Annotated in this window: 14 protein-coding genes; 6 read left to right on the top strand and 8 right to left on the bottom strand. The window is 51.0% G+C overall.

Annotated elements, in window-relative coordinates:
- The first annotated feature begins 38 nt into the window (after positions 1-38).
- A complete protein-coding gene (locus AC0LWN_RS13315; RefSeq protein WP_474665997.1) occupies positions 39-9,716 on the top strand; it encodes an S-layer homology domain-containing protein in 9,678 nt (3,225 codons plus the stop codon).
- Between the two features lie 93 nt (positions 9,717-9,809).
- Here the strand turns inward: AC0LWN_RS13315 and AC0LWN_RS13310 are convergent, their stop codons facing one another.
- Positions 9,810-11,177, bottom strand: a complete 1,368-nt coding sequence (locus tag AC0LWN_RS13310) for an erythromycin esterase family protein (RefSeq protein WP_474665995.1) — start codon at positions 11,175-11,177, stop codon at positions 9,810-9,812.
- A 174-nt stretch (positions 11,178-11,351) separates the two neighbouring features.
- On the opposite strand from AC0LWN_RS13310, the gene AC0LWN_RS13305 reads away from it, so the two are divergent.
- Positions 11,352-12,389 (top strand): sugar phosphate nucleotidyltransferase, encoded by a 1,038-nt coding sequence (locus AC0LWN_RS13305; RefSeq protein WP_474665993.1) that lies wholly within the window; start codon positions 11,352-11,354, stop codon positions 12,387-12,389.
- Between the two features lie 124 nt (positions 12,390-12,513).
- On the top strand, positions 12,514-13,788 hold the full coding sequence (locus AC0LWN_RS13300; RefSeq protein WP_474665991.1) for a glycosyltransferase family 8 protein: 1,275 nt from the start codon (positions 12,514-12,516) through the stop codon (positions 13,786-13,788).
- Between the two features lie 34 nt (positions 13,789-13,822).
- On the opposite strand, the gene AC0LWN_RS13295 is transcribed toward AC0LWN_RS13300, so the two are convergent.
- Positions 13,823-14,734 carry a class I SAM-dependent methyltransferase gene (locus AC0LWN_RS13295; protein ID WP_474665989.1) on the bottom strand — a complete coding sequence of 304 codons (912 nt, stop codon included), beginning with the start codon at positions 14,732-14,734 and terminating at the stop codon, positions 13,823-13,825.
- 10 nt (positions 14,735-14,744) lie between these two features.
- Positions 14,745-15,599, bottom strand: coding sequence for a response regulator (locus AC0LWN_RS13290; RefSeq protein WP_474665987.1), 855 nt, complete (start codon positions 15,597-15,599; stop codon positions 14,745-14,747).
- A gap of 124 nt (positions 15,600-15,723) precedes the next feature.
- Here AC0LWN_RS13290 and AC0LWN_RS13285 point away from each other — a divergent pair, with 124 nt between their 5' ends.
- Positions 15,724-16,353, top strand: coding sequence for a hypothetical protein (locus AC0LWN_RS13285; protein ID WP_474665985.1), 630 nt, complete (start codon positions 15,724-15,726; stop codon positions 16,351-16,353).
- On the opposite strand, the gene AC0LWN_RS13280 is transcribed toward AC0LWN_RS13285, so the two are convergent.
- Complete coding sequence (locus AC0LWN_RS13280; protein ID WP_474665983.1) at positions 16,348-17,358, bottom strand: PocR ligand-binding domain-containing protein; 1,011 nt, start codon at positions 17,356-17,358, stop codon at positions 16,348-16,350. The two genes, AC0LWN_RS13285 and AC0LWN_RS13280, sit on opposite strands and share 6 nt — an antisense overlap.
- A 171-nt stretch (positions 17,359-17,529) precedes the next feature.
- Here AC0LWN_RS13280 and AC0LWN_RS13275 point away from each other — a divergent pair, with 171 nt between their 5' ends.
- Complete coding sequence (locus AC0LWN_RS13275) at positions 17,530-18,666, top strand: glycerol dehydrogenase (protein ID WP_474665981.1); 1,137 nt, start codon at positions 17,530-17,532, stop codon at positions 18,664-18,666.
- 1 nt (position 18,667) lies between these two features.
- Positions 18,668-20,428 (top strand): dihydroxyacetone kinase subunit DhaK, encoded by a 1,761-nt coding sequence (gene dhaK / locus AC0LWN_RS13270; protein ID WP_474665979.1) that lies wholly within the window; start codon positions 18,668-18,670, stop codon positions 20,426-20,428.
- A gap of 62 nt (positions 20,429-20,490) precedes the next feature.
- Here dhaK and AC0LWN_RS13265 read toward each other — a convergent pair whose 3' ends face one another.
- The 4 genes from AC0LWN_RS13265 to AC0LWN_RS13250 form a co-directional block, all read right to left on the bottom strand.
- Complete coding sequence (locus AC0LWN_RS13265) at positions 20,491-21,270, bottom strand: PD-(D/E)XK nuclease domain-containing protein (protein ID WP_474665977.1); 780 nt, start codon at positions 21,268-21,270, stop codon at positions 20,491-20,493.
- 38 nt (positions 21,271-21,308) lie between these two features.
- On the bottom strand, positions 21,309-22,517 hold the full coding sequence (locus AC0LWN_RS13260; RefSeq protein ID WP_474665975.1) for an AAA family ATPase: 1,209 nt from the start codon (positions 22,515-22,517) through the stop codon (positions 21,309-21,311).
- 228 nt (positions 22,518-22,745) lie between these two features.
- Positions 22,746-23,441, bottom strand: coding sequence for a response regulator transcription factor (locus tag AC0LWN_RS13255; protein ID WP_458965017.1), 696 nt, complete (start codon positions 23,439-23,441; stop codon positions 22,746-22,748).
- Complete coding sequence (locus tag AC0LWN_RS13250) at positions 23,438-24,886, bottom strand: sensor histidine kinase (RefSeq protein ID WP_474665972.1); 1,449 nt, start codon at positions 24,884-24,886, stop codon at positions 23,438-23,440. Before AC0LWN_RS13250 ends, AC0LWN_RS13255 begins: the two co-directional genes overlap by 4 nt.
- Positions 24,887-24,944: the final 58 nt, after the last annotated feature.

The raw sequence follows: 24,944 nt of genomic DNA, 5'->3' as shown, positions 1-24,944 counted from the left end.
GAAGCGGCAAATCTATTCAGAGAGTGAGAAGGTGACCTATGCTATTTGCGAAAAAATGGATCAAGCTGCTATGCTGCGTGCTGCTGCTGGTTCCACTGCTGCCCGCCGGTAATCCGGCGGATGCCAGCGGCGGAAGCTGGGGGGATCACGCGGATACAAGCTGGTATGATACGAATTATTCTACGTATATCATTGATTCGGCGGCCAAGCTGGCGGGAGTCGCCAAGCTGGTCAATGACGGCACTACCGATTTCAGCGGCAAAACACTTCAAATCGCAGCCTCAGGTTCTCTGTCATTGGCTGACTATGATTGGGTGCCCATTGGCAACGGCGAGCATCCGTTCAGGGGAATTCTTATCGGCCAGGCCGGGCTTAACCCGGCGCTGACCGGCCTGAGCGTTACGGACAGCGTATACGGAGGGCTGATCGGCCGCATGAGCGGGGCCACGGTCGGCCGGTTTACGCTATCGGGCAGCATTCAGACTACTGTTGCCGGAAATGCGGCTGTAGGCGGTATCGCGGGTTACATGGATGAAGACAGTACCATCCTGGATGTAACCAGCGAGGTATCCATTCAAGTGACAGGAACAGTTACGGGCAATGTGTATGCCGGCGGGATCGTCGGCAGCGGCTCGGGGCTGCTGTCCAATGTGGCCAATCACGGCAGTATCGCGCTTGGCGGTTCTTACTGGGGCATGGCCGGGGGTGTTGTGGCTTCAACCAATGGCGTCCTGACACTGAAGAAGAACGAGAATACCGGTTCGGTAAGCGTATCGGGCAGCGTCTATAAGGCGGATGCGGGCGGCATTGTCGGCCTGGCTTCCGCGCCGCTGTTCATGGCGGATGAAGATACCTTCATGCGCAACAGCGGAAAGATTACTCTCCTGAGCGTAGGGAGCGGGTCTGCCGGCGGGATCATGGGCCGGGTGGCGGCGGAAACCGATGTCACCTTCTCCGCCCAGACCTCGAACTCCGGGGAGATCCTTGTAAATTCCGGTACCGCGACTGCGGGCGTATCTGCGGGCGGTCTGGTCGGCGCGTATGAAAATACCGGAGGGCTGAATTTATCCATTCCCTTTGTGCAGACCGCTCCTGCCATCGTCAATAAGGCAGGCACCGGGGCGTACACCGGCAGCATCGTCGGCAGCGTGGACGGCGACTTCACCTGGGGACAGAGTGTGGTCAACAGCTCGCCTCTGACGGCGGGCGGTACATCTGAGGTGTACACCGGGGGCGTAGCCGGCAAGGTTGTGGGAACGGCTGCGTTCCAAGCAGCCGCGAAGAATCAGGCGGCGATCCAGGTTGACGCTTCGGGTATTGGCGTGTATACGGGAGGGTTGGTCGGCTTCACGGGCCAGCGCCTGCTGCTTCACAGCAATGCGCCTGAAGCGTATGGCAATACCGGCGGCATTACCGTATCCGGAACGGCTTCCGAGGTGTATACGGGCGGCATTATCTCCAATCGGAACTACCTCAAGGCGGCGGGCAATGTCTCCAGCAAGGGGGATATTGCGGTTACGGGAGCTGAAAGACTGTATACCGGCGGTTTTGCCGGGCGTGTATCCGATGGCGATTCCGGGATAACGGAGGAATCCTACAGCGGCAAAATCACGGTGGCTTCCGCCGCTTCCGGCGCTGATAGCCAGGTGTATACAGGCGGTATCGTAGGGTATTACGGTATTGGCGGCGTGATCGAAAATTCCGTTTTTGACGGGGAGATCAAGGTATCCGGCGGTAGCGGCGTTCATACGGGCGGCGTGGCCGGTTATATCACGGGCGGCAGCACCATTGTTAATGCGATAATTGGCCGCACAGCCGAGAAGCCAGCCCTCATTCAGTCGAGTGGGGATGCAGGCGGCGTAGCGGGTTATGCAGACGGCACCATTCAGTCTGCTGCGGTTAAATATACAGAAATTCGCACCTCGGGGACCGGCGGGTCGGCCGGCGGTATCGCGGGTACGGCTAACGGGCGCATCGTGGATGCGGTGATAGGCGATGCGGACTCTGACAGCAACGACAGTCTGCGCATCTTCACAGATGCAACTGATTCGGCGGCGGGCGGTGTTGTTGGCGAAGGGCGCAGCACCCTGGTGCTGGGACCGGCTGCCGCCCACAGAATCAGCCTGTCGGCAGGACCGCAAGCCCTTGCTTCCAGTCTGGGCGGTCTGGCGGGCAAGCTCGCTTCCGGCGCTGCGGCAAGTGTGCAGGGCAAACCCTTCGACATTCGGAATATAACGATTGCTTCGGCGGCAGCCCAGAGTGCAGCCGGGGGTGTAATCGGGGACAACAGCCTCGATCTTGATTCGGAAATCCTGCTTGCGGTATCTGGGATTTCCATTGACGCCAAGGGCGATCATTCTGACCTGGGCGGAATCGTAGGCAGAAACAGCGGCCAGTTGACGGCACTGACAGCGACGGATATAACCATCAATGCCGCTGGGGCTGCCAGCCGAATGGGCGGGGTAGCCGGATTTACAACAGGCGCCATCGCAAGCCCTGTCGTTGCTCCGGGAGACGGTAAGCTGCGGCTTGCCGCAGAAGGACCGGACATCGCTGTGGGCGGCGTGGCCGGAGGAGCCGGTGCCGGAGCTGCTGTGAGCGGCAACGGAACGGACAGCAATGTGTCCGGGCTGACGGTAACCTCTACGGCAGCGGCAAGCGGCGCACGAATCGGCGGCATTGTGGGGGACAGCAACGCCTCTGCGATCCGGAGTGTGGTTGTGGAGAGTCCGGTGCTCAGCGCAGCAGGTGCGGACAGCATGATTGGCGGGCTGGCCGGCCAGATGATCGGCGCGGACGTAGAACGCTCTGTGGTCAGAGGAGTCCTCCCGGACTATGCCATGCTGAATGTGTCCGGCAGCGGCGTTAAAGCCGGAGGCTTGGCCGGGCGGACGGAAAATGCAGTCATCTCCGGCGGCGGCGCGGCTGAGCCTGGAGTAGAGAACTTGCTGCTTACCGGCGCTGAATCGGCGGCCGGGCTTTATGCGGGCGGCATCGTAGGCTACAACGTGGACAGCTCGATTGGGCAGATGTCCGGTTCTACTGTTAAGCTTACGCTGAAGGGCAGCGGAGCTACTGTGGGCGGAGTGGCTGGCTATAACCGTGGCGTGGCCGGATACGGACAGTCGGCTGCTTCAAGAGTCCTGAAGGATAATGTGATGGCATCTCTCACGATTCTCTTGCCAGCAACTGCTGCTGCTTCAATTACCGGCGGCGTGGTCGGCCTGAATGATGCCAGAAGCGATGAAGCTCCTGCTGTGGCGGTTCCTTCAGCCATAAGCTCCATTCAGGGCAGCAAGATGCTCGGAAGCATTACGGTACACGGAGCTTCTGCGGTAACCGGCGGCCTCGTCGGCGAGAACCGGAGCGTCGTTGCCAAGAACAACATCAGCGAATCGCTGCCTGTTCTGTCTGACGGCGACAAGGGTCTGGTTGGCGGTCTCATCGGCAGAAATACGGGAACGATGTACTACATGTATTCCAATGCGGTCCTGACTGCGGGCGGCGTGTCTTCGGTCATCGGAGGACTTGCAGGAGAGAACACCGGACGGGTAGTCTCCTCCTATATTGAAAACGATCTGAAGAGCAGCCTTTCGGGTACTGCGGGAAGCTATGCTCTTCTCGGTGGTCTGATCGGCAGAAACAGCGGCAGTGTGGATAAGAGCTACACGTTGTCAAAAATAACAGCGGGCGGAGCCTATACGTATGTGGGCGGTCTGGTCGGCGACCATTCCGGTTCGATTAGCAACTCTTACGCAGGCAAGGATGTATCGGCCAGCGGAAAGGGCTCGTACAGCGGCGGCCTGATCGGACGGATAACGTCAGGGACGGTGGCAAGCAGCTATTCAGCCGGCCGGATCACCGGAGATAAAGGCGCGTATCCTGGCGGCTTCGCAGGGTACTATGCGAACGCAAGCAAGAATCTCATTGATGATGCGTATTATGTCAAGGATGAGAGCCTCGGCATCAACAGCGGAGTCCTGGATTTTGGCGGGGGAACCTATAATGAACTGAACAATTACGCCCGTCTGAGTCCACTCCTCTCCTCTGCCCTGGCTGACCGCAAGGCTTTTCCGGCATTGTCCGGCTGGGCATTTGGCGGCTCGCCTTGGCGGTATAGTTCGGATGGTGCGGGATATAAGTACCCTGAGCTAAACCTTAATGCTGACGGCGGAGATGGGGGCGGCGAGACGCCAAGCTTGAATTTGAACTGGTATACACGAAATCCGGAGGCGCTGCGTTTTACCATCAAGACCGAAGAAGAGCTTACAGGTCTGGCGGCAATCGTAAACGGTACGGCGGCGGATGTCGCACCGTTCAGCTTCCTCGGCAGAACGGTGGAGCTGACAGGACCAATCCGTGTGAGCGCTTCTCAGTGGACCCCTATCGGGGCGGATGTGACGCATGCTTTTGAAGGAACCTTTATCGGCAATCATTATTTGATCAGCGATTTCAAAGTAAATGAAGCTGAGTATGCGGGGCTGTTCGGCGTCCTTGGAAGCGATGCTGTTGTCCAGCAAGTTACAGTAGCGCCGTTGGCGGTAACCGGCAGCAGCTATGCCGGAGCTTTGGCGGGATTGAATCTGGGCAAGGTTGAGCAGGCAGCAGGCAGCTTGTCCGGCAGCGCCAAGGTTGCCGGCGGGAAGACTGTGGGCGGTCTGATCGGCCGCAATGAAGGCCAGGTGTCCGGCCTGTCCATGTCTGTCAGTGGCGGAGGCGGAGTAACTAGTAGCGCCGACGGGGCGTATGTGGGCGGCCTGATCGGCGACAGCTTATCCGGCCTTAACGAAGGCAGCGTGACTGTGGGAGCCGGAACAGTAGAAGCGACAGGCAGCAATGCGGCTGTGGGCGGTCTGGCCGGAAGACTGGATGGCAATCTCGCAGCAGCGTCCCTTGTTATTCAGGATGGCGGCGGGATTGTTGCCGCAGGGGCGGACAGTGCAGCGGGTGGTCTGGTCGGTGTGGCAGAGCCGGGAACAGCCGATGGCCTCAGCGTCAGCTTGTCCGGGGGAGGCGTACAGGCCTCGGGCGCAGGCTCTGTTGCCGGAGGGATGTTCGGCCGTTCGGCTGCAGGGCAGGTTATCCGCAACGCCAAGGTGCTGGGGAACCATACCTCTGCTGCGACGATCACCGGCAGCGCGGCTATCGGTGGCATTGTCGGTGTCAAAGCCGGCCTTGGCAACAGCGCATTTGACATCGAAGCGGTGGAGGTCCGGGATGTGACTGTTGCCGCAACAGGCGATGGAGCTTTGCAGGGCGGTATTGCCGGCAAGCTGACCAATACCGCACTGAAGAAGGCTGTATTCAGCGGCAGCCTTTCAGCAACAGGCAGCAATGCCACAGTTGGCGGCATCGCCGGCCAGGCTACGGACTCCATTTTGTACAGTCTGGAGTCCTCTCCGCAGATTAAGGTAAGTGCGTCAACCGGCGTGCTTACGGCAGGCGGGGTAGCCGGAACGCTGAAATCTGCCAAGAGAGACACTCCGCTGGACTTCGGACTGCTCGTTCCGCTATACCCGGGCGTGTATGAAGCGAAGCTTCCGGCAGGATCTATCTCCATTAATGCTGCCGGTCAAACCGCGGAGCTGTACGCCGGAGGCATTGCCGGCAAGATGGATTCCGTCTCTCTGTATAACTCCACTTCAGCGGTCTCACTTGAGCTGAGCGGCGGGAAAACAGCGACGGCCGGGGGAGCAGCAGGCTATGCCAAAGACAGCCGGATGGTCGGAGTCGACGCAGCAAGCCGCATTCAGACCGAAGCCAGCACGAACTACAATGTGGGCGGTCTGGTAGGGCAATCGTCCGGCGGCAGCATCTCCTACGCTCGGGCGCAAACGGCGAACAATCTGCCGATTGTTATCGGTGAGAGCGTCGCCGCTGGCCGAACGGCATCCTACGCTCATGCTGGCGGGTTCGTTGGCCTGGCGGACGGAACTGATATTCATACTTCCTCGGCCACACCAGCCATCCAGATAGAGAGTGCCAATCCGTATTTCACCATCTATGCGGGCGGCTTCGCCGGTCTCTTGGGAGAGGCCCAAAGCGGCACAATCTCGGCGGCGTATGCGGCAGGCCAGATTACGGCCAGCGGCGCGGCGGGGGTCTATACCGGAGGCTTCGCTGGTACGGTCAACAAATATCACATTGAGCAGGCTTACGCATCGGGGAACGTGTCCAACACGGCTTTTGATGCCAGAGGCGGCGGCTTCGCCGGGGTCATCTACCAAGGAAGCACCATTGAAGATTCGTATGCAGCCCAGGAACACGTGAAGGTTGCCGGAAGCAACGGGGCAACCCGTTCTTATGCCGGCGGCTTCGCTGGATACAATGACGGCAGCCTGTCCCGGGTCTATGAGCGGGTGTCAGAGGTTTCGGCTGTGGCCGGTGGCTCCAACTCGTACATGGGCGATTTTATCGGGTATAACTTCCGTAATGGTCTGGTAGAGAATTCCTTGTATGAGGGAAATCTGACGCCAATCAAGCACGATATCAACAGCAGCGGACAAAGCGCCAATCTGAAGCAGTTGTCCCTTACGGGCTACAATAAGCCGGACGGCTGGAAGTTCTCGGGCGATAATCCGGTCTGGAGCTTCGCCACAGGAGAGCAGCCTTACGCTCCGGTGCTGGTGGGCATATCTAACTGGCGGTTCTCGCCTGATCTGGGCTTCATTACCCGGGCTGCCAAGAATCAGACCGAGTTTGCAGCAGGCACCGGGGAAGAATTGGCAGGGCTGGCGCTCCTGAATGATAACGGGGCTTCCGTGCATGCATTGTTCGATCCGGCTGCAACTGCACCACTGAATATAGACAGCATCGTGCTGACCGCCGATATTTCACTGGCCGGCAAAAATTGGATACCTGTACAAAGCTTCAACGGTGTGCTGGATGGCAAACAGCATATGATCTCGGGATTGAATCATCCTTATGAGCAATTTGAGCGGTATGGACTGATTGCCGACAATAACGGTACTATCACCAACGTGAAGCTGCAAGATGCGATGGTACCCGGAGGAGTTAACACCGGCGCGGTTGCCGGGGTGAACCATTCTAAGGGGATTATCGAGAATGTGACCGTGAGCAGCGGCAGTGTGTCAGGCACGACGGCTGGCGGCGTTGCCGGTGACAATCAGGGCCGGATGAGCGGGATTATTGTAGAGAACCTGAAGCTTGCCGGCAAAGAGACTGCCGGGGGAGCAGCAGGCAGCAATACCGGCCAGATGGAAAAAATCGCTGTGAAGGGTCTGACCATCAGTTCCCCGGCCACGGCGGGAGGTATTGCGGGGCTCAATGGAGGAAGCATTGAGACCTCCTTCACAAAAGCTGTGGTCACGGCATCAACTGCTGACGGAAGCGGCGCAGCCGGCGGCATTGCCGGACAGAACGGAGATGAAGGCTCCATCAGCGGAAGCTTCTCTTACTCCGATGTTACCGCGACGGCTAAGGATTCACGTGCCGGCGGCATCGCCGGAACAAGCACGGGGACCATTGCCGCCAGCTATAACACAGGAAGCATAGAGGCCGTCGGCAAGGAGCATGCCTGGGCGGGCGGAATCGCAGGTACAGCTGCGGCGGGAACACTCTCTGCCAATGTGAACGGCGGACAGGCTGTAGCCAGTGTTAATGGACAGTTGGTCAAAGACAGAACCTTTGCCGGCGGCATTGCCGGACAGACAGGCAAAGACACGGATCTGGCCAATAACTTCTTTGACGTTCAGATGCTTCAGTTCCCGGTAGCGTACTACACCTTCCAGGGAAGCAAAACCAAAGGAGCGGCAGGACAAGCCGAAGGGTTGAAAACCACACGGCTAACAGGGGGCTTGCTGCCTGAAGGGCTGAAGGCTTCCGAGTGGACGGCTGTTCCGGGATTTTATCCGCAGCTTGCCCATTTCTCAGGATCGCTGGACAGTGACCTGTCCACTGTGGCGGTTGTGCTGGCGGATGGCGATACGGCCTACAAGGTGAGAAGCGGCTATACGCCTACACCTGACGCAGCAATGGATTGGAAGGTTAAGACAGAAGCAGGCCTCATTTATTTGACAGCATCGAAGAGCAGCCAGAGCCGTCTGATCGTGATCAACAAAAAGCCGTTCGCTTACAATGAAACTGCGGCTGCGCCTACAAGCACCACCGCTCTTGAGTTCAAGGACAAAACCGAAGTGGTGCTTAAGAGCAGTGAAGCTGCCGGGGTAATTCACTACACGGTCGATGGCTCGATTCCTTCCGAGGACTCGCCGGTGTATACCAAGCCTGTTCCGTTAAGCAATTCCGCTGTAATCAAAGCGGTGACGGTAGTTGACGGCAAGAACGACAGTGAACTGTTCACTGGAGAGTTCAAGAAATTGCCGGAGCCTGGCGATAACGGCGGGAACGGCAATGGAGGTAATGGTGGTAATGGAGGCAACGGAGGCACTGGCGGTGGAGGAAGCCCGGGTGGCGGAGCGGGTGGAACTGCCGGCGGTGGCGGTATTCTGCCAGCGGCGAATACCGCGTTCGAAATCCTGGTGAACGGCAAATCCCAGGCGGTTGCGCAGGAGAAGAATACAACCGAGAGCGGCAGAGCAACGACCACTATTCATGTCGATGAAGCGGCTCTGATGAAGCTGCTGCAGGACACAGGCAGCCAAGCCGATATTTCCATCGTCTTCAGTAAAAAGACCGATGTGAATAAAGTAGAGCTGAGCGGCAAGCTGGTCAAGCTGATGGCTGAACGCAAAGCTGTGATCCGGGTGGATACCGGCGCCGAAGCCTTCCGCGTTCCAGCCGCATTGCTGGAAGTGCCGGCGGGTGATCAGGCTGCGGTGCAGCTTGAGATCGCATCGCCGGATGAGGCAAAGGCGAAGCTGCTGGAGCAAGCGGCGGCAGCGGGACCGTATTCCTTCCTGGTGAAGCCGTCTGTATTCCGGGCCGTGTACACGGCTGGAGACCAGACGAAGGAGATCGAACGTTTTAACGCTTATGTGGAACGGACGATCACTTTACCTAAATCTGCCAATGGCTTGAGTGCAATTGGCGTCAGAGTTGCGGCGGACGGAAGTGTGAGCCCGCTGCCAACCCGGATCGCCGAGAACGCCGGCAGCTTGACGGCAGTGATCAAAAGCTTGTCCGGCAACGGCATGTTCGCCGTAGTCGCGGCCCGGACGGAAACCTCTTTCCGTGATGTCCAGACCCATTGGGCCCGGGAAGCCATCGCGGACCTTGCAGGCCGGTGGATTGTGGGCGGCAATGGTGAAGGCAGCTTTGAGCCGGAGCGCAAGGTTACCCGGGCGGAATTTTCGGCTATGATCGTGAAGGCGCTTGGTCTCGGAGGAACTGCTGCGGCAGAGAGCACCACCTTCCGCGATGTAAGTACCGGAGCCTGGTATGCTTCTTCTGTCCGGACTGCATCTGCATACGGTCTGGTGTCCGGTTACCCGGATGGCAGCTTTGGAGCGCAGGAGCCGATCAGCCGCCAGCAGATGATGGCGATTCTCTCAAGAGCAATGAAGCTCGCAGGCTTGCAGACTGAGCTGGCGGAAGCCGAGAAGCAGCGGCTGCTGAAGCCTTTTGCCGATACCGGCAGCATTGCGGAATATGCCAAGAGCGGCTTTGCCGCAGGCATCAGCGCGGGCTTAATATCTGGAAGAAGCGCCAAGCTGCTCGCGCCAACCGGTCTTACAACCAGAGCTGAAGCAGCCTCAATTATAGAGAAGCTGTTGAAGCAGGCAGGCTTGATCTAACATCTGACATCTGCCATAGGCAGACAAAACAGCCGCGTCATGTACCGTAGGGTATATGGCGCGGCTGTTATTTTTAATGATCCATTCCAGCTTCTAATACGCAGGAGTCGGAGTGCTGATCCGGTCGATAACCATCAGGCCGTCGAACTGCTCCTTCGGGACAAACTTCATCGACATCGGAGCAATGATCTCGCTGGTCATCCCGTCTTCAGCGGCATAGATCGGCTTGAACATCCAGCTATTAGCCGCTTTTGCCTTATTGTGGCCGGATAGATCGACGAACGTATTTTTGTAACCGGACTGCATAACGGTCTGCTCCAGGCTGCCCTTTGGCATCGGGTTAATTGAAAATGGCTTCATGCTTGTGAGCGAAATTGTCTTGCCTCTGTTCATAAAGAAGCCGACGACATACATTTTATCCTTGAGCTTCTGGTGCAGCAGCTCTCCCATGCTCTTGAAGCTGCCCACCCATTTGCCGTTCTCCAGCACCCGGATGTCCGAGGTGTTCTTGGCAAGGTGATCGTTATGTGCCCACAAAATAACCTTCTTGCCCGGATATCTGACCTTCATCAGCCATTCCACATGCTCTGCCATAGCACGGTCGCGCGACTCGTAGGCTTCCTGCACATTGGTAATCAAGCCATTCTGCAAAAATTGCACCCGGTCCTCCAGCGATTTCAGAACAACATCGACGATATAAGGATCTTTTGGATACGCCGCCGCGAACTGCTTCCGACGTTCCTTGATGTACTGGATATAATTTTCGTATTCCGGCACATTGCGCTGAATGACTTGTTCCATGCCCTGTGTATACTCTTTGTTCTCAGGAGCCAAACCATATTTATTCATAATCTCATAGAAATCGGTGATCGCCTGCAGATCAAACTGTTGAAAGGCTTTGCCATACTCCTTGTCCTGTGTGGAGATAAAGTCGCTCACTCCATAGGTTAGCAAAGGCGAAGTGAACTGGTTGTCGAAACCGGCCAGCTCCAGCGGCTTGGCTGTCTTGCGAGACTTCTTGATATAGTTGAACAGCTCCAGTGTCTCCTTGGAATGCCAGACCGGCAGGACGGAATACTGCATCATCTTCGTAGCTGTCATTTGATCGGCTTGTTTGTTGATGAATTCGGCATCGCCGAGGCCCGACTCAAAGGCAATAACATCAAATCCCAGCTCTTCATGCAAATATTTAATCATTTTCGTCTTCATACTTGCATATTCGGCTACCCGGTGAAAATTCTCGCCCAGACTGACCACCGTTTTCCCAGCCAGAAGCGGCTTTAAAAAAGCCAAATCGCTATAGTCCTCTCCGCTGAGTGACTTAATCTCATGCGCATAGGCCAGCGGCTTCGAAGTGGACTTCGGTGCATTCCCTGCAAAAGCGCTTTGGCCGGACAGCAGCACCAGAAGTAGGGATAAGATAACGATTACCCTTCGGTTCCAGTTTAACTTCATAGACATTGATGCTCCTCCTCAAATGGGTTATGTACAACTTTCGCCCCCATTATAGAAGGAGTAAATAAAGATTTGATAAAGGATAGATTAATAGGTTTCAATTGCTAGATATACATCCAAGCACTCTTATAGCTTGTGCATAAAATGTAAAGAACTCATTTAAGGGTAGGGGGCATGTGTATGAAAGGGTTAATCTTGTGTGCTGGCCGAGGAACGAGACTGCAGCCTTCGACGTATACCAAACCGAAGTGCATGTTACCCGTTAACGGAGAATATATTCTTGTCTCTATTATTAACAAGCTTGTTGCTGCCGGAATTACCGAAATAGGAATCGTAGTGAGCCCTTCGCAAGGAGAGATCCAGGAAACGATCGGAGACGGGGGGCGGTGGAATGCCTCTTTAACTTACCTGCTGCAAAAAGAAGCCCAGGGACTGGCGGATGCAGTCCGCAGCGCGCAGTCTTTTATGGCGGATTCCCCTTTTCTATTAATGCTTGGCGATAACTTGTATGAAGGGGATTTAGAGCCATTGATCCAATCCCTGGACAAGGATAAATCTGCGGCTTCGATCCTGCTCCAGCAGGTCAAGGAGCCGGAGCACTTTGGAGTCGCCATGATTGAAGATGGACAGATTGTCAGTCTGGAAGAGAAGCCGCGTCAGCCCAAATCCAATTTGGCTATTGTTGGTGTATATGTATTCACTGGGGCGATCTGGCCGGCAATTGAGAGACTTACACCTTCTCCGCGCGGCGAATACGAGTTGACGGATGCCATTCAAATGTTGATTTCTGAAGGCAGGCATGTTGCGTACAGTGTAACGGCTGCACCCTTTTTTGATATCGGGACCCATGAACGCTGGCTTGGGGCGAACCGGTACCAGATGGATCGTGATCCGAACAACTTTGCAGTGCCATCCGGGCAGGACAGCTCGGTGCAGTGGATTCCTCCGGTTAGAGTTGATCCGACCGCCCGCGTAAAGAACAGTGTCATTGGACCGCATGTGTATATTGGTCCGAATAGCGTCGTTGAGGATTGCATTCTGATCAACAGCATTTTGACGGATCGGGTGTCATTGTCTCATGTTCATGCGGAGGGAAGTGTATTTGGATCACGTGTTCATCTGGCTGAGCAGGAAACTCAGGAGCTGCCTGCCAGTCATATCCTGGGCGATCGCGCTACAGTCATAAGATTAAATCCTGACCCGCAAAACGATTCATAATAATCAAATGTTTACTGGGGATTAGTCCAATCCATTCATCCAGGTGGACACATACACTTAAAGTAGTCTAATGCATCAGGCAACTATGCGGAGAAAATACTTTAGGGGTAGGTGATTCTTGAAGATGATTGAATTATTATTGACGATTAACGACAAAGACGGCAGGTATACGGAGCATGCGGGGGTTGTTCTGGCATCAATCTTTTGCAATACCCAGCAGACGCTCAATGTGCACATTGTACATGATGATACCTTAAGTGATGAGAACAAGGCAAAGCTCACGCAGATGGTGGATATTTTTCATCACAACATTAATTTTTACCATGTTTCTGTTCCTGGAGATTTGCAAGAGGTTGCTTCCGGTGTGCATAAAATTAACTATTGGACCATAGCCAGTATGTACCGTTTGTTGCTTCCGTTATTTATTCAGGCAGACAGGGTTATTTATCTGGACTGCGACATCCTGGTCAATATGGATATTAACGATTTGTGGAGCATCGACCTTGGAGACCGTTATTTGGGCGCAGTGCTGGATCAGGGTGAAAATTTGCTTGAGTACTTTAATTCACTTGGTCTTCGTGCGGACCTGTATTTCAACTCAGGGGTCATTCTGTTTGATCTGAATAATATCCGCAATAAACCGACCTGGTATGAAGAAATGCTCAATTTCCTGCGCGTCCATCCAATGATGACCATGCCGGATCAGGATGTGCTGAATGCCATTTACAGCTCTAACTATTTGCAACTGGACCAGCGGTTCAATACGTTCGCTAAACCTGAACTCGACATGGTTCAAAAAATCGTTCACTTCGCCGGGGAAGAAAAATGGTGGGATAGTGATTCACCCGCAGCGCCGATATACGCTAAATATCTGGCCATGACCCCGTGGGGCAGAGAGCCGGCACGTGAGACGGTATATGAGCCGGAGCCGGTCAACATCCCGCTTGATCCCGCCCCAATGCCGCAGGGAGAACCTCCAGTTGCGCCGCCGGAGCTGCCTGCTCCGGTAAATCCGGCCCCTGAAGCGGTGGTTCACGTTCCCGAGGCAGTTCTGGTTCCGGCAGCAGCTCCAGTCCCGTTAGCAGTCCCGGAGATTATTTCCGTGAAGCCCCGCAGACGGAGCCGCCGGAGATTACTACGGCTGAGACGGCTGAAATTAAGACGGGTGCGGCTAAGACTAAGACTGAAATTTAAAAAGAAAAAAATGCTTCGCGCCAAATACCGTTCCATAAAGCGGCGGAAGCTGCTCAAACGTAAATTGGCAATGAAGAAAAAAACACAACGCTCAGCAACGAAGAAGCTGCGGTCAGTCCGCAAGAAGAGCAAACATGCAGTAAAGAAGGTCCTGCTGAAAAAAAGCTCACATCGCACAACCCGCACGTTAAAGCGCACCTCATAAGGGATATGCAAGCGAACAAAGAAATCACTTCTTTTTAGGAGTGGTTTCTTTTTGTTCCATATGAAATCAGCATACCAGTAACGTCCATAATAAATGCTTTACCCCCATGTATGGTCATATAATTAGCGATACTTAACTCACATTCAAAAGCACAAATTGCCTCGGATTCACTTAGTCCGCGATCTATGAGGGCGCTTACATAAGCGCCTTTACTTCCTTCATTTATTTCCATCACAGTAGCATATGCTGATAAATACGATTCTAAGTTGACTTGATGATCAGCCTTATTTCCCAATGGATTGACAAAGTTAACATAATCATTCACTCTCACACCGATATCCTCAAGTTCAATCTTTTGCATGAAGTATGGCAATTTAATTCCTATACCAAAATCCTTGCCGCACCTCTCAAAATCAATTCGTCTCAATTTCTGCACAACACCTAGCGCATTTAATTTACTGTAATCCAGACCGTCAAAATACAAGCCTGCATTCGAAATATCCCGGTTCAGTTCCATGCAAATAACCATACCACCCCAAAATACTGAAGCTTTCATCTTATTTAGAATTTTTATTGCATCAGGAATATGTTGCAGTACACACTGACATATAGCAATATCATATTTTTCCTCAGGCACATAATCAATTAAGTCTGCTTCAATAAAATGTGTCTCATAAGGGGATTGGGCAAATATAGATTTTGCTTCTTTTAGCAGTTGTCTACCTTTATCAATGCCTGTATATGTACTTCCTTTCGGGAGAATCGGTAATAACAATGCACCTAAGAAACCAATTCCACAACCGAAATCGACCAAGTTGACAGGCTGATTTATTTTCCAAACCCGCTCCACTAAAAATTCCAGGTAATCCGTATTCCACATTGATTTTCTGGATGATTTTAAATACTCAATCTTGTTGTTCCAATGATAATTTTCTATTATAATCATCTCCAAATCATTAAGTCAGTTGTTCATTCAGATTAGATGCGTTTAAGGAACAGGTGTTTAATAATCTGTTAATGTCCTCTTGTGATAAAGACTCATCAGAGTGCCTTGTAGCTATGTCAGCATCTGAAATCCATTTCGAGACTAAATCGATTTTATAATTGTATCCCTCCTGAAGCAGTCCAAACATTGCATCCAGCAAGTATTCTGTTTGAAAAGGTTTCACAACAAAAGCTTGGGCGCCACTCAATATGCTGCTCAGAATATTATCAAACTGCCCTCTGGCAGAACACATTAATACTTTAGCTTTATTATTGATCTCCATAATTTTTTTGGTTGCTTGGATTCCATCAAGTCCTGGCGGCATATGAATATCCATAATGACAATATCCGGTTTTAATTGGTCGAATTTAAGAATCCCTTCTTCACCAGTAGAAGCTTGACCTATAACAGTGTAGCCGTGTTTATTGAGAATATCGCCGAGCACATTACGCATAAAAGGAACATCATCAACAATTAGAACAGTGGTCTCCTTCATATGTTGGACTCCAAGCCTTCGCTCTAAATGCTGTATGGTTTTTATGATTTTATCGTGTTCCATTTTGAGCTCATGAGATCTGTTCCTTAATGCCACTTCGATCCTGCTTGGATTATTGCTAAATAATAGCTCGCGTATAGCATCCAGACTAAAGCCATATTCTTTCATTTCGAGAATGAACATTAAATCCCTTATTTGGTCTTGTGAGTAATATCTGTACCGATTTGTTTTATTAATATGACATGGCTTTAATAGACCAATCTCATCGTAATATCTTAATGCCTCTATGGAAATATTAACGATTTTAGAAATCTCACCTATAGAATACATGGTACGCTCCTTTAATAATTTTCCAGTGAAAATATTTGTTGAATTAATCGTACACCCTCAAGTTACACGAGAGTCAATAAGCTTCGATAAAATATCAGTTAAAGATTGATTGGGGGATGTGCCTATGGGAATCATAAATCAAATGTCTTCACAGGTGGGCGACCGGTCTCAGGAAGCCAATCGAGCTGTCACCGAGCAATGTCTGGATCACCCGGCGCTGCTTGAGGAAGTGGCTGAGGCACTTACAGGGACAGGGGCCGTACTGCTTGGCGACTGCTGTGAGGTAATGACAAAAGTGGCGGAGCGCCGTCCTGAGCTGGTTTCGCCCTACATTGACTTGTTGGTGCCGCTGCTGTCTAACAAAGTGACAAGAGTACGGTGGGAGGCTATGCATGCTGTTGCCTTGACAATAGAACTCATGCCGGAAAAAACCAGTGTTCTTCTGCCGCAATTGGCTCAGATCATCCGGAAAGACTCCAGTACAATCGTACGCGATTACGCGGTGGAAGCTTTGGGGAATTTGGCAAAAGCTAACGAAGAAGCTGCCCTGTTGGTCTATCCCTACTTAAGGGAGGCACTGAAGGTTTGGGAAGGCAAACATTTGGGCCGGGCACTTGCCGGACTTTGTAGCGCCGGGATAAGTGCGCCCTCATTAACTGAAGAGATTCTACAGTTAGCGCATGACTATGCAGACCACGGCAAACCAACTGTACGTAAGGCCGCCAAGGCATTAATTAAAGCGTTGAAGTTATAGCTGTTGATTCCGGTGCATATTCCGGTACACGGCAGGGGTGAGATGCTCGAACTTCTTGAATGTTTTAATAAAATATCCCGCATCGCAAAAGCCCAGCGCATCGCTGATTTGATTCACGGGCTGGTCGGTAGTCTCCAGCAGTTGCTTGGCCCACTCGATTTTCAGCCGGGGTGCAAAGGAAGAGAAATTTTCCCCGGTTTCCTTCGCGAATATCCGGCTGAAATAGCTGGGGCTTATATGGCATTGCTTGGCCATCTCCTGCAAGGTGAAATTTTTATTCTTATGCTCATAGAAATAATCAAAGGCCGGCTGCAGCAGCGGGTTGGATGGGCGGAATTGCTTGAGGGTCAGCCCCTTAAGCGAATGTTCAACCAGCGTATGGGACAGCTCGCTTTGAATCGCTTGAAGATTGTCGTAGGTTTGGCCGGAAGGAGGAGCGAGGTCCATTTTTTTATACATTTGTATTGTTGTATTCTTAGTTATAGCCTCTTCAACAATGTAATTGCAAAGGTGAAATAACATATCCGCGATGGTCGAGACTTCTGTATACGACAAGGTTGGCAGGGACGCATATGCTTCTTCCAGCGCCTTGAACTTGCTCTCTGCCCCAGTGTTCGGCGGCCGCGAGACCAATCGCTCAAGCTGTTCATCCGAATCGCGCAGCTTGATCTGTCCGGCCATAATGGCCCCGATGTATTGATTATCAATAATGATCGGGATGGCGATATCAATGATGTCAAAATGGCATTTGTAGATATACGGGGCGTTCAGCCGCACAGCCTCAAGTCCGCCTCTTGCGTCACATTTCTGGCAATAGGGCGACAGCATATCATCCTTCCTCACTCCCTGGCAAAAGGGCTGGCAGTAGCTGTGCTTGGTTACGGGAACGCCTTTATAATTGACGGTAATAATCGCCATTTTGGTGACCAGTGCAAGGGAGTCCTGAAGCATATGCCATTTCTCGATATCAATAATGTTCTCCAGGTTGAACAGCGGATTGCTCATGAGTGTACGCTCCTTTGTCTTCATGGATCAAGTGCAAGATTCTACTATTGATTGAGTATATAACAAGAAAACACAATCTGAAAACGCTTTTATTAGTTCGTAAAGTACAATGCTTGCCGACAATGGGCAGACTATACTTGACCTAAAGCAGAATTATGAGGAGGAGTTACGATGAGAAAAGCTTTTATCAGCCCAACCAAATATGTGCAAGGTGAAGATGAGCTGTTTAACTTGGGTTACTTCGTTAAGACCTTCGGAGATTCAGCGCTGCTGATCGCCCACCCGGATGATGTGAAGCGGGTACAAGCCAAACTGGACCACACCGCAGATAAATTTAAGATCACACTGGTTGAAAGTAATTTTCGTGGGGAATGCTCACGGGAGGAGGTTTCACGGCTTCAGGAGCTTGCCCGGGCGAATTCCTGCTCCTGTACGATTGGACTGGGCGGGGGAAAAGCGATTGATACTGCTAAATGCGTAGCCGAAGGCGAAGCTTTGATTATCGTGCCGACAATAGCAGCGACGGATGCGCCGACAAGCCATTCAGCCGTCCTGTATACACCTGAAGGACAGTTTGATGACTACGCCTATTTCAAGCAAAGCCCAAGCGTGGTCATGATTGATACAACGGTAATTGCTAATGCTCCGACAAGATTTCTGGTGGCTGGTATGGGGGATGCGCTTTCCACTTATTTTGAAGCCAGAGCGACTTCAAGCTCCTACTCGAAGGTTAATGCTGGCCTGCCTTGCGGCGTTCGTGAAGGTGTGTGCGGAGAGGCGAGGGGAACGAATACGGCGCTGGCGCTGGCTAAGTTCTGCTACGAAACGTTGTTGAAGGACGGAATACATGCGAAGGTAGCGTGTGACTGCAATCTGGTTACGCCTGCGCTGGAGAATATTATTGAAGCCAATATTCTTTTGTCGGGTCTTGGGTTCGAAAGCGGCGGCCTGGCGGCTGCCCACGCCATTCATAATGGGTTGACCTCGCTCGAAGGAACCCATCACTACTATCATGGCGAGAAAGTGGCGTTCAGTACCATCGCCCAATTGGTGCTGGAGAATGCCCCCCAGAGCGAGTTGAACGAGGTGCTGGAATTCTGCACAGCCGTCGGCCTTCCGGTCTGCCTTGCCGACATTGGAGTGGACAGTGTAACGCAGGAAGAACTGCTGAATGTAGCCCAAAAAGCCTGTATCCCGGAAGAGTCGATTCACTCGATGCCCTTCCCTGTTACGGCAGAAGCGGTTGCCGCAGCCATTCGGGTAGCCGACCAGCTCGGACAAAATTATAAGAAGGAACAAGGGGTATGAGATGAAAAAAATAATAAATACGCCAGAAACCTTGGTCAGAGAGATGTGCAGCGGGCTGGTGCTGGCCTATCCAAGCCTGGAGTTCAACAGCAAGTACAAAATCATCCAGAAGAAAAACCTGAATCAGGAGAAAGTAACGTTAATCAGCGGCGGCGGAAGCGGCCATGAACCGGCCCATGCCGGATTTGTCGGAAAAGGGATGCTGGATGCTGCCGTGTGCGGTGATATTTTCGCTTCCCCTTCACAAATTCAAGTGTATCAGGCTATCCGCGCTACGGCAGGCCGGAAGGGAACCTTGCTAATTATCAAGAATTACAGCGGCGATATGATGAATTTCAAAAACGCGGCTTATCTTGCGGGCGAAGACGGCATAGAGGTCGATTATGTGAAGGTCGATGATGATATTGCCGTTGAAGACAGCCTCTACACTGTAGGTAAAAGAGGTGTGGCCGGAACGGTCCTGGTGCACAAGATCGCCGGTGCGGCAGCCGAACGGGGAATGTCCTTGAGCGAGGTAAAAGCTGCGGCTCAAAAGGCCATAGATCATACCCGAAGCATCGGCTTCGCGTTCACCTCTTGCACGGTCCCGGCGAAGGGAACGCCAACCTTCCAGCTTGGGGAGAGTGAAATGGAATACGGGGTCGGCATTCACGGTGAGCCGGGTATCCGCAAGGAACCTATGGTGCCGGCCGATGAATTGGCTCAGCGAATGGTGTCTGCCCTGCTGGAAAACTTAAGTGCCGCCGGTGATCCGGTCCGGGAGGTTACCGTATTGGTTAACGGCTTCGGGGCTACCCCGCTTCAGGAATTGTATTTGCTGAGCAACTCGGTAATGCGCGAACTGCAGGCCAGACAAGTAACAGTGTATAACGTGCTGGCTGGTAATTTCATGACGAGCATAGATATGGCAGGGGCATCTCTGTCGCTCATGCAACTGGACGATCAATTGAAGGAGCTGCTCGCCGACGAGTGCCACACGCCCGCCTTGTTCCTGCAGGGACCCTTCGAGCCGGTTAGCTACATTGAGACCGTTAAGGAGCCGGAACAGAAGCAGGCGGTATCCTTCAAATGCGAGACGAATGCCGATTACGCAAAGATTACAGGAAATAAGCTTTCTCTAAACAATCTGATTTACAGTATGGATAAAATGAGTGAAATCGTTATTGAGAATGAGGTTCCGTTCTGTGAGCTGGACGCCCATGCCGGGGACGGTGATTTTGGAATGAGCGTAGCCAAAGGGTTCAAGCAACTCAAGACAGAATGGCCGGATATCGTCCAAAACCACGCTTCGGATATCGGGAGCTTCCTGGATGCCTGCTCGCTGGTTATTATGGAGTATTGCGGCGGGGCTTCCGGTCCGATCTGGGGATCAGGCTTCCGGGCTGCCGGCAAATATGCCGGGACCAAGACAGAGCTGTCCATGCAAGAGTTCGCCGATATGATGGGCGCTGCGGTGAAGGGCATTCAAGACACAGGGGAGAGAGCCTTTGGCAGAGGGGCAGTCGTCGGTGACAAGACGCTCATCGACGCGCTGGTTCCTTACGCGGAATCGTGGCAGCGCAGCGCACATCAAGGCGAAGACTTCCACACGGCTTCGACCAAGGCAGCAAATGCCGCTGTAGAAGGATCGGAGAAGACCGGAGACATCGTAGCCCGAATGGGCAGAGCCGGTACAGTCGGGGAGAGAAGCCTCGGTTATCCCGACGCGGGCGCTTTTGCACTGGGCGTTATTTTCACCGGGCTTGCGAAGGCGATGCAATAAGGAGATGAATTATGGAGCCTGATTAGCTTGAAACATAGCTAACCAGGCTTTGTTTATCCTTTTTATATACTTATTGGCTGGATTACAAACGTTTCAATTTGCTTATCATGGGTATCCAGTGTCTGACTATATGCTTTGCAGAAAGCATCAACATTTCCAATTACTTTATCCTTATCGTAGATAAAGAAATATATGTATTTTCCTTGATAATGAAAAGAGTCAGAGCCGATCTCCTCAGTGAGTTGCCGTTCAGTCATTGATGGCCGAGAACATTTGACCTCTATAATAGTCTCGTAAGCATCCAAAATGATATCATAGCGATAGCTTTTATATCCTCCGTCCCCATAGATTTCAACTCTTGCATCAGGGAAAATAGGGCGAATTAACGAAATAAGCATACGCTGCACATCATACTCATTCCCGAGAATAATTTTACTCAAATCGGCTGTTTGTAATGTCCCTCTGCCATGAACAGGCTTTTGGTACATTTCTTCGATATGCTTATAAAAATTATTAAGGATTCTACGGATGATGAGATGGAAGTGCTCTTTGTCAATTTCATTTTGAGGCCTAATAGGATCGAATAGCCCTTGATTAATATTACGAATCAAGGTTTCTAAGTAGGATATCCCTTGTGGCCTAGCTTCGTTAATTTTGCCCGAATAGGTCTTTAACGCTAATCCTTGTGCAATTTTCTGATCGGAAAAGATGCGTTCTAGAAGGGTGCAGGTACTCATTTTCCATGAAGAAAATTGAAAATCCTGAGTCATCTGCCGGCATTCGTCAATCTGATCTTGTATGACTTTTATTGCCTCAGCTTTGCTTACGGTTAACGTTTCCAAGAAAATTCCCCTCTCCAACAATCCCGGACGGTAAATACTCAGCTAAGATTACCCCAACGCAAATAAAACAAAAATAGAGGTTCTAGTATGTAAACTTCATCGTCTTTATATTCGAATACCTGATACATCGGTTCACTGGCTTGAATAATCGACTGTACTTGATCAATTGTATTTTTGATCTTTAAACGATCTGGCTTATCAACAGCATCACCTAACAGATCATCAATTCTTCTTTTGATATCATCAGTGAGAAGGCTAACTTTCGGCGGGTCGACTGCAATAGCTTTTAGAAGCAATTCGTAAATATCAGCTTGTTCAACACCACTTATAGGATAGGTTTTTCTCTTTTGCCCTCTAGGGTTAGGACCATTTTTGAGCTTTCTTGCGACTTCCTTGTAAGAGAGAAGATTTAGGGAGGTCATTTTATATGCTTTTTCAAGCATTGGATGGTCGAGTCTGTCCAGATTTTCATTATTGTCCAGATCCATAATAAGAGAAATGTTTAAGCAAATAGATTGCATGAGCTGAGGCGACGATAGACTTTCCTGGGCCATGTCATTAGCTAAAGCAGGATCTATATCCATACCAAGTTGACGAAATCCCGTTACGGCAATTTCCCGCAATTCATCGGTATTCCAAGGCTCAATATTAATCAGATTCAATCTTCCGCTTAAGTCTGAGTTTCTTCGAATCGCATCATCGGATCGATGGGGGAGAGAAATGACGACCGTTCTGAAATATTTGCGGATGGCGTCTTTCAACTGATAAGCAATTTCAAATTGCATACTAGGGGAAGCGTAATGAAAATCATCCAACACAAGCACCAAATCTTTTTCTATAAAATATTGAATGACTTTATCTTTATTTGAGCGATACGATTCTGTTACAGAAGATACGATCCCCTCCGTAGTACCCGCTATGCCTTGCCCTTCAATTGTTCTATGCTCAGTGTGACCGCTTTCTAGAGGTAGTCCAATTTTTCTGGCTATGGTCACCCAAAAGTCCTCAGTTTCTTTGAAGTCATTTCCTGTAAAGTCTACGATTTTATCCTGTCCAATCACTTTTTCACACAATACGGTTTTTCCCGTTTTCGAGGGACCAACAATCGAAGTAAGAAAGCCGACCGTGCTTAAAGACTGTGTTAATCGAAATTCGTATGTTAAGTCATATTCAGAAGATTGGCGCGAAATATAAGTGTATCTGGGGAAGGCACCAGGTATAAAAACATCCCTTGCTCTTAATTTCATAGTACTCACCCCTAATCTGATTAATTTTATAGTGCAGATGTAAAAACCATTTTCTTAACAAGTATAACCCTAAAATTAACGTAATAAAAGCATAATGGGTACCTTTTAGGGTTAAACCATCTAAATATCTCTAAAAAACACTAAAATCACATTATACTAAGGCAATAATCACCAAACCCTGGAGGAGTTCGAGCTTAAGGAGCAATAGTAAGCGAGAGGCCAATTGCCTCATGGCTTGAACCGATACCCCGCCCCCCAGACCGTCTGAATATACTTCGGATTGCCCGGGTCCTCTTCGATCTTGTCGCGGAGTCTGTTGATATGCACGGCTACTGTGGCATTATCGCCTACGGCGTCATAGCCCCAAATCCGCTCGTACAATGAATCTTTGCTGAACACGATGTCTGCATTGACTACAAGAAAATATAAAAGATCAAATTCCTTTTTCTTCAAATCCAGCTCCCGGCCTTTAAGATAGGCTCTATGCGACTGGGTATTGATTACGAACGGGCCCATTTCAATGCTGCTGCTCTGGGCCATCGTTACATTTCCGCCTTTGAGGCGCTCATATTGTGCCAGGTTTGATTTGACCCGGGCGACCAGCTCACTTGGGGAAAAAGGCTTGATGATATAATCATCGGCTCCGAGTCCCAGACCGCGGATTTTATCAATATCCTCTTGCTTGGCTGTAACCATCAGGATCGGAATGTCGAGCTTGTCTCTGAGCTTGCGGCACACGGAAAATCCATCTTCGCCCGGCAGCATCAGATCGAGCAGAACGAGTTGAAATTGTCCCGATAGCGCCTTTTCTACCCCGGTTATCCCGTCTTCCGCGATCTCCACCGCAAACTGGTTAATCTCCAAATAATCACGTTCTATCGAAGCGATGGCACTATCATCTTCAATAATTAATATTTTCTTCATGCTATAGCCCCTTTGCTTAGAAGTGGCAGCTTGATCACCATACATAAACCGCCTGCCGAAGAGGGCTCAGCATGAATACTTCCGCCCATCCGGTCCACTGCCTTTGCCGTTATCGCAAGTCCTAATCCGCTGCCTTTATTGGGATTTTTGCGGGAAGGATCGCTGCGGTAGAATACGTCAAACAATTTCTCCAGGGCTTCCTCCGGCACACCGGGCCCATCATCGGACACAAAGATATAGACTTCGCTGCCCCTGACTTCAGTACGTATGCTTACATGACCTTGCTCTTTATTCTTATATTTCAAGCTGTTCTCCAGAATGTTAGTAAAAATGCTGTTAAGCTGTACCGGATCTGCGAAGATGAGCACATTGTCCGCTAGAGCAGTTATGCTCACTTCCAGCCCGTTTTCTCTATATTCTTCGGCCGTAGCTTTAACCAATGATAATATCTCCTGATTGACTTCGAGGGCTTCCGGATCGTACGGATAATCCCCCAGGTCCATTTTTGAAAATAAAAAGATTTTGGCCACCATCCGGTCGATGTCCTCGGCTTTGGTTTTAATCATGCGGATATAGTTGATTTGAGATTCCCGTGTCTGGGCCACACCATCCAATAAGCCTTCTGAATAGGCCCGGACAGAGGTTAGCGGAGAGCGGAGATCATGCGATATTCCGGCAAGAAGCTCCTTCCGGTTCTCCTCCTGTTTCTGTATAAGCTGCAGAGATTCTTTCAGGCGTACGGCCATATCATTAAAATCCTCGCAGACGGAGGCGAATTCATCCTTGTTCTCGTAACGGATTCTAACATCCAGATTGCCGTCCCTGAGCTGATGAACGCCATCCACCAAAGTATCCAAGGGCTGCTTAATCCGCTTGAACACAAACCGGGTAAGAAAACGGTTCGTTAAGACAATCGCGGCTATGGTGCCCAGCAGAAATAAAATGCCGAACGTAATGATCTCAGGCGGGACCTCCTTATAGTTGAAATCAGATATGATGTTGAAAATGATCACTGTATACGTCTTGCCGTTAACTTTCATCTTCTCTGCGTATGCTTCTTCGTTTTTGAGGGAGGCGGAGCCCTCTCCCTGCAATGCCCAAATCGCCCTGGTAAGCTCCCCGGTATACTGACTGTTAAGGGTACCGAAGCTGTAAAGACTCTTTTCAGAAGAGTAAATATCCAGACTCAGCTCATTTTTTTCCAATATCTTCTCCAGCGCTGCCTTGTTTTTTTCCCGTTCCTGTTCGTTTCCGTCCTCAAGAAATTGCTTAGCCCGCTGAATTAGATCACCGCGCGAGTCATAGAATTGATTATCTTTTTGAACGCTATCCTGCGTGGCTCGAAAAATAATTTCTCCGCCGACAAAGATGATAAGCAGGGAAATGAGTACAGGGATTATAATCATCAGGATATTTGAAATGAACAAGCGCCGTTTAATGGTCATACCATTCCCCAATCCTTTCATGTAGCCGTTTCTACTTGTTCAATCATATCATAATACC

The organism is Paenibacillus sp. sgz302115 (assembly GCF_056120445.1).
This window is presented reverse-complemented; position numbering and strand designations above follow the sequence as displayed.

What these genes read in the sequence shown, in the direction of transcription:
- AC0LWN_RS13315 (WP_474665997.1), top strand. Translation starts at nt 39, where the DNA reads ATGCTATTTGCGAAAAAATGGATCAAGCTGCTATGCTGCGTGCTGCTG.
- AC0LWN_RS13310 (WP_474665995.1), bottom strand. Translation starts at nt 11,177, where the DNA reads ATGTCTATGAAGTTAAACTGGAACCGAAGGGTAATCGTTATCTTATCC.
- AC0LWN_RS13305 (WP_474665993.1), top strand. Translation starts at nt 11,352, where the DNA reads ATGAAAGGGTTAATCTTGTGTGCTGGCCGAGGAACGAGACTGCAGCCT.
- AC0LWN_RS13300 (WP_474665991.1), top strand. Translation starts at nt 12,514, where the DNA reads ATGATTGAATTATTATTGACGATTAACGACAAAGACGGCAGGTATACG.
- AC0LWN_RS13295 (WP_474665989.1), bottom strand. Translation starts at nt 14,734, where the DNA reads ATGATTATAATAGAAAATTATCATTGGAACAACAAGATTGAGTATTTA.
- AC0LWN_RS13290 (WP_474665987.1), bottom strand. Translation starts at nt 15,599, where the DNA reads ATGTATTCTATAGGTGAGATTTCTAAAATCGTTAATATTTCCATAGAG.
- AC0LWN_RS13285 (WP_474665985.1), top strand. Translation starts at nt 15,724, where the DNA reads ATGGGAATCATAAATCAAATGTCTTCACAGGTGGGCGACCGGTCTCAG.
- AC0LWN_RS13280 (WP_474665983.1), bottom strand. Translation starts at nt 17,358, where the DNA reads ATGAGCAATCCGCTGTTCAACCTGGAGAACATTATTGATATCGAGAAA.
- AC0LWN_RS13275 (WP_474665981.1), top strand. Translation starts at nt 17,530, where the DNA reads ATGAGAAAAGCTTTTATCAGCCCAACCAAATATGTGCAAGGTGAAGAT.
- dhaK (WP_474665979.1), top strand. Translation starts at nt 18,668, where the DNA reads ATGAAAAAAATAATAAATACGCCAGAAACCTTGGTCAGAGAGATGTGC.
- AC0LWN_RS13260 (WP_474665975.1), bottom strand. Translation starts at nt 22,517, where the DNA reads ATGAAATTAAGAGCAAGGGATGTTTTTATACCTGGTGCCTTCCCCAGA.
- AC0LWN_RS13255 (WP_458965017.1), bottom strand. Translation starts at nt 23,441, where the DNA reads ATGAAGAAAATATTAATTATTGAAGATGATAGTGCCATCGCTTCGATA.
- AC0LWN_RS13250 (WP_474665972.1), bottom strand. Translation starts at nt 24,886, where the DNA reads ATGACCATTAAACGGCGCTTGTTCATTTCAAATATCCTGATGATTATA.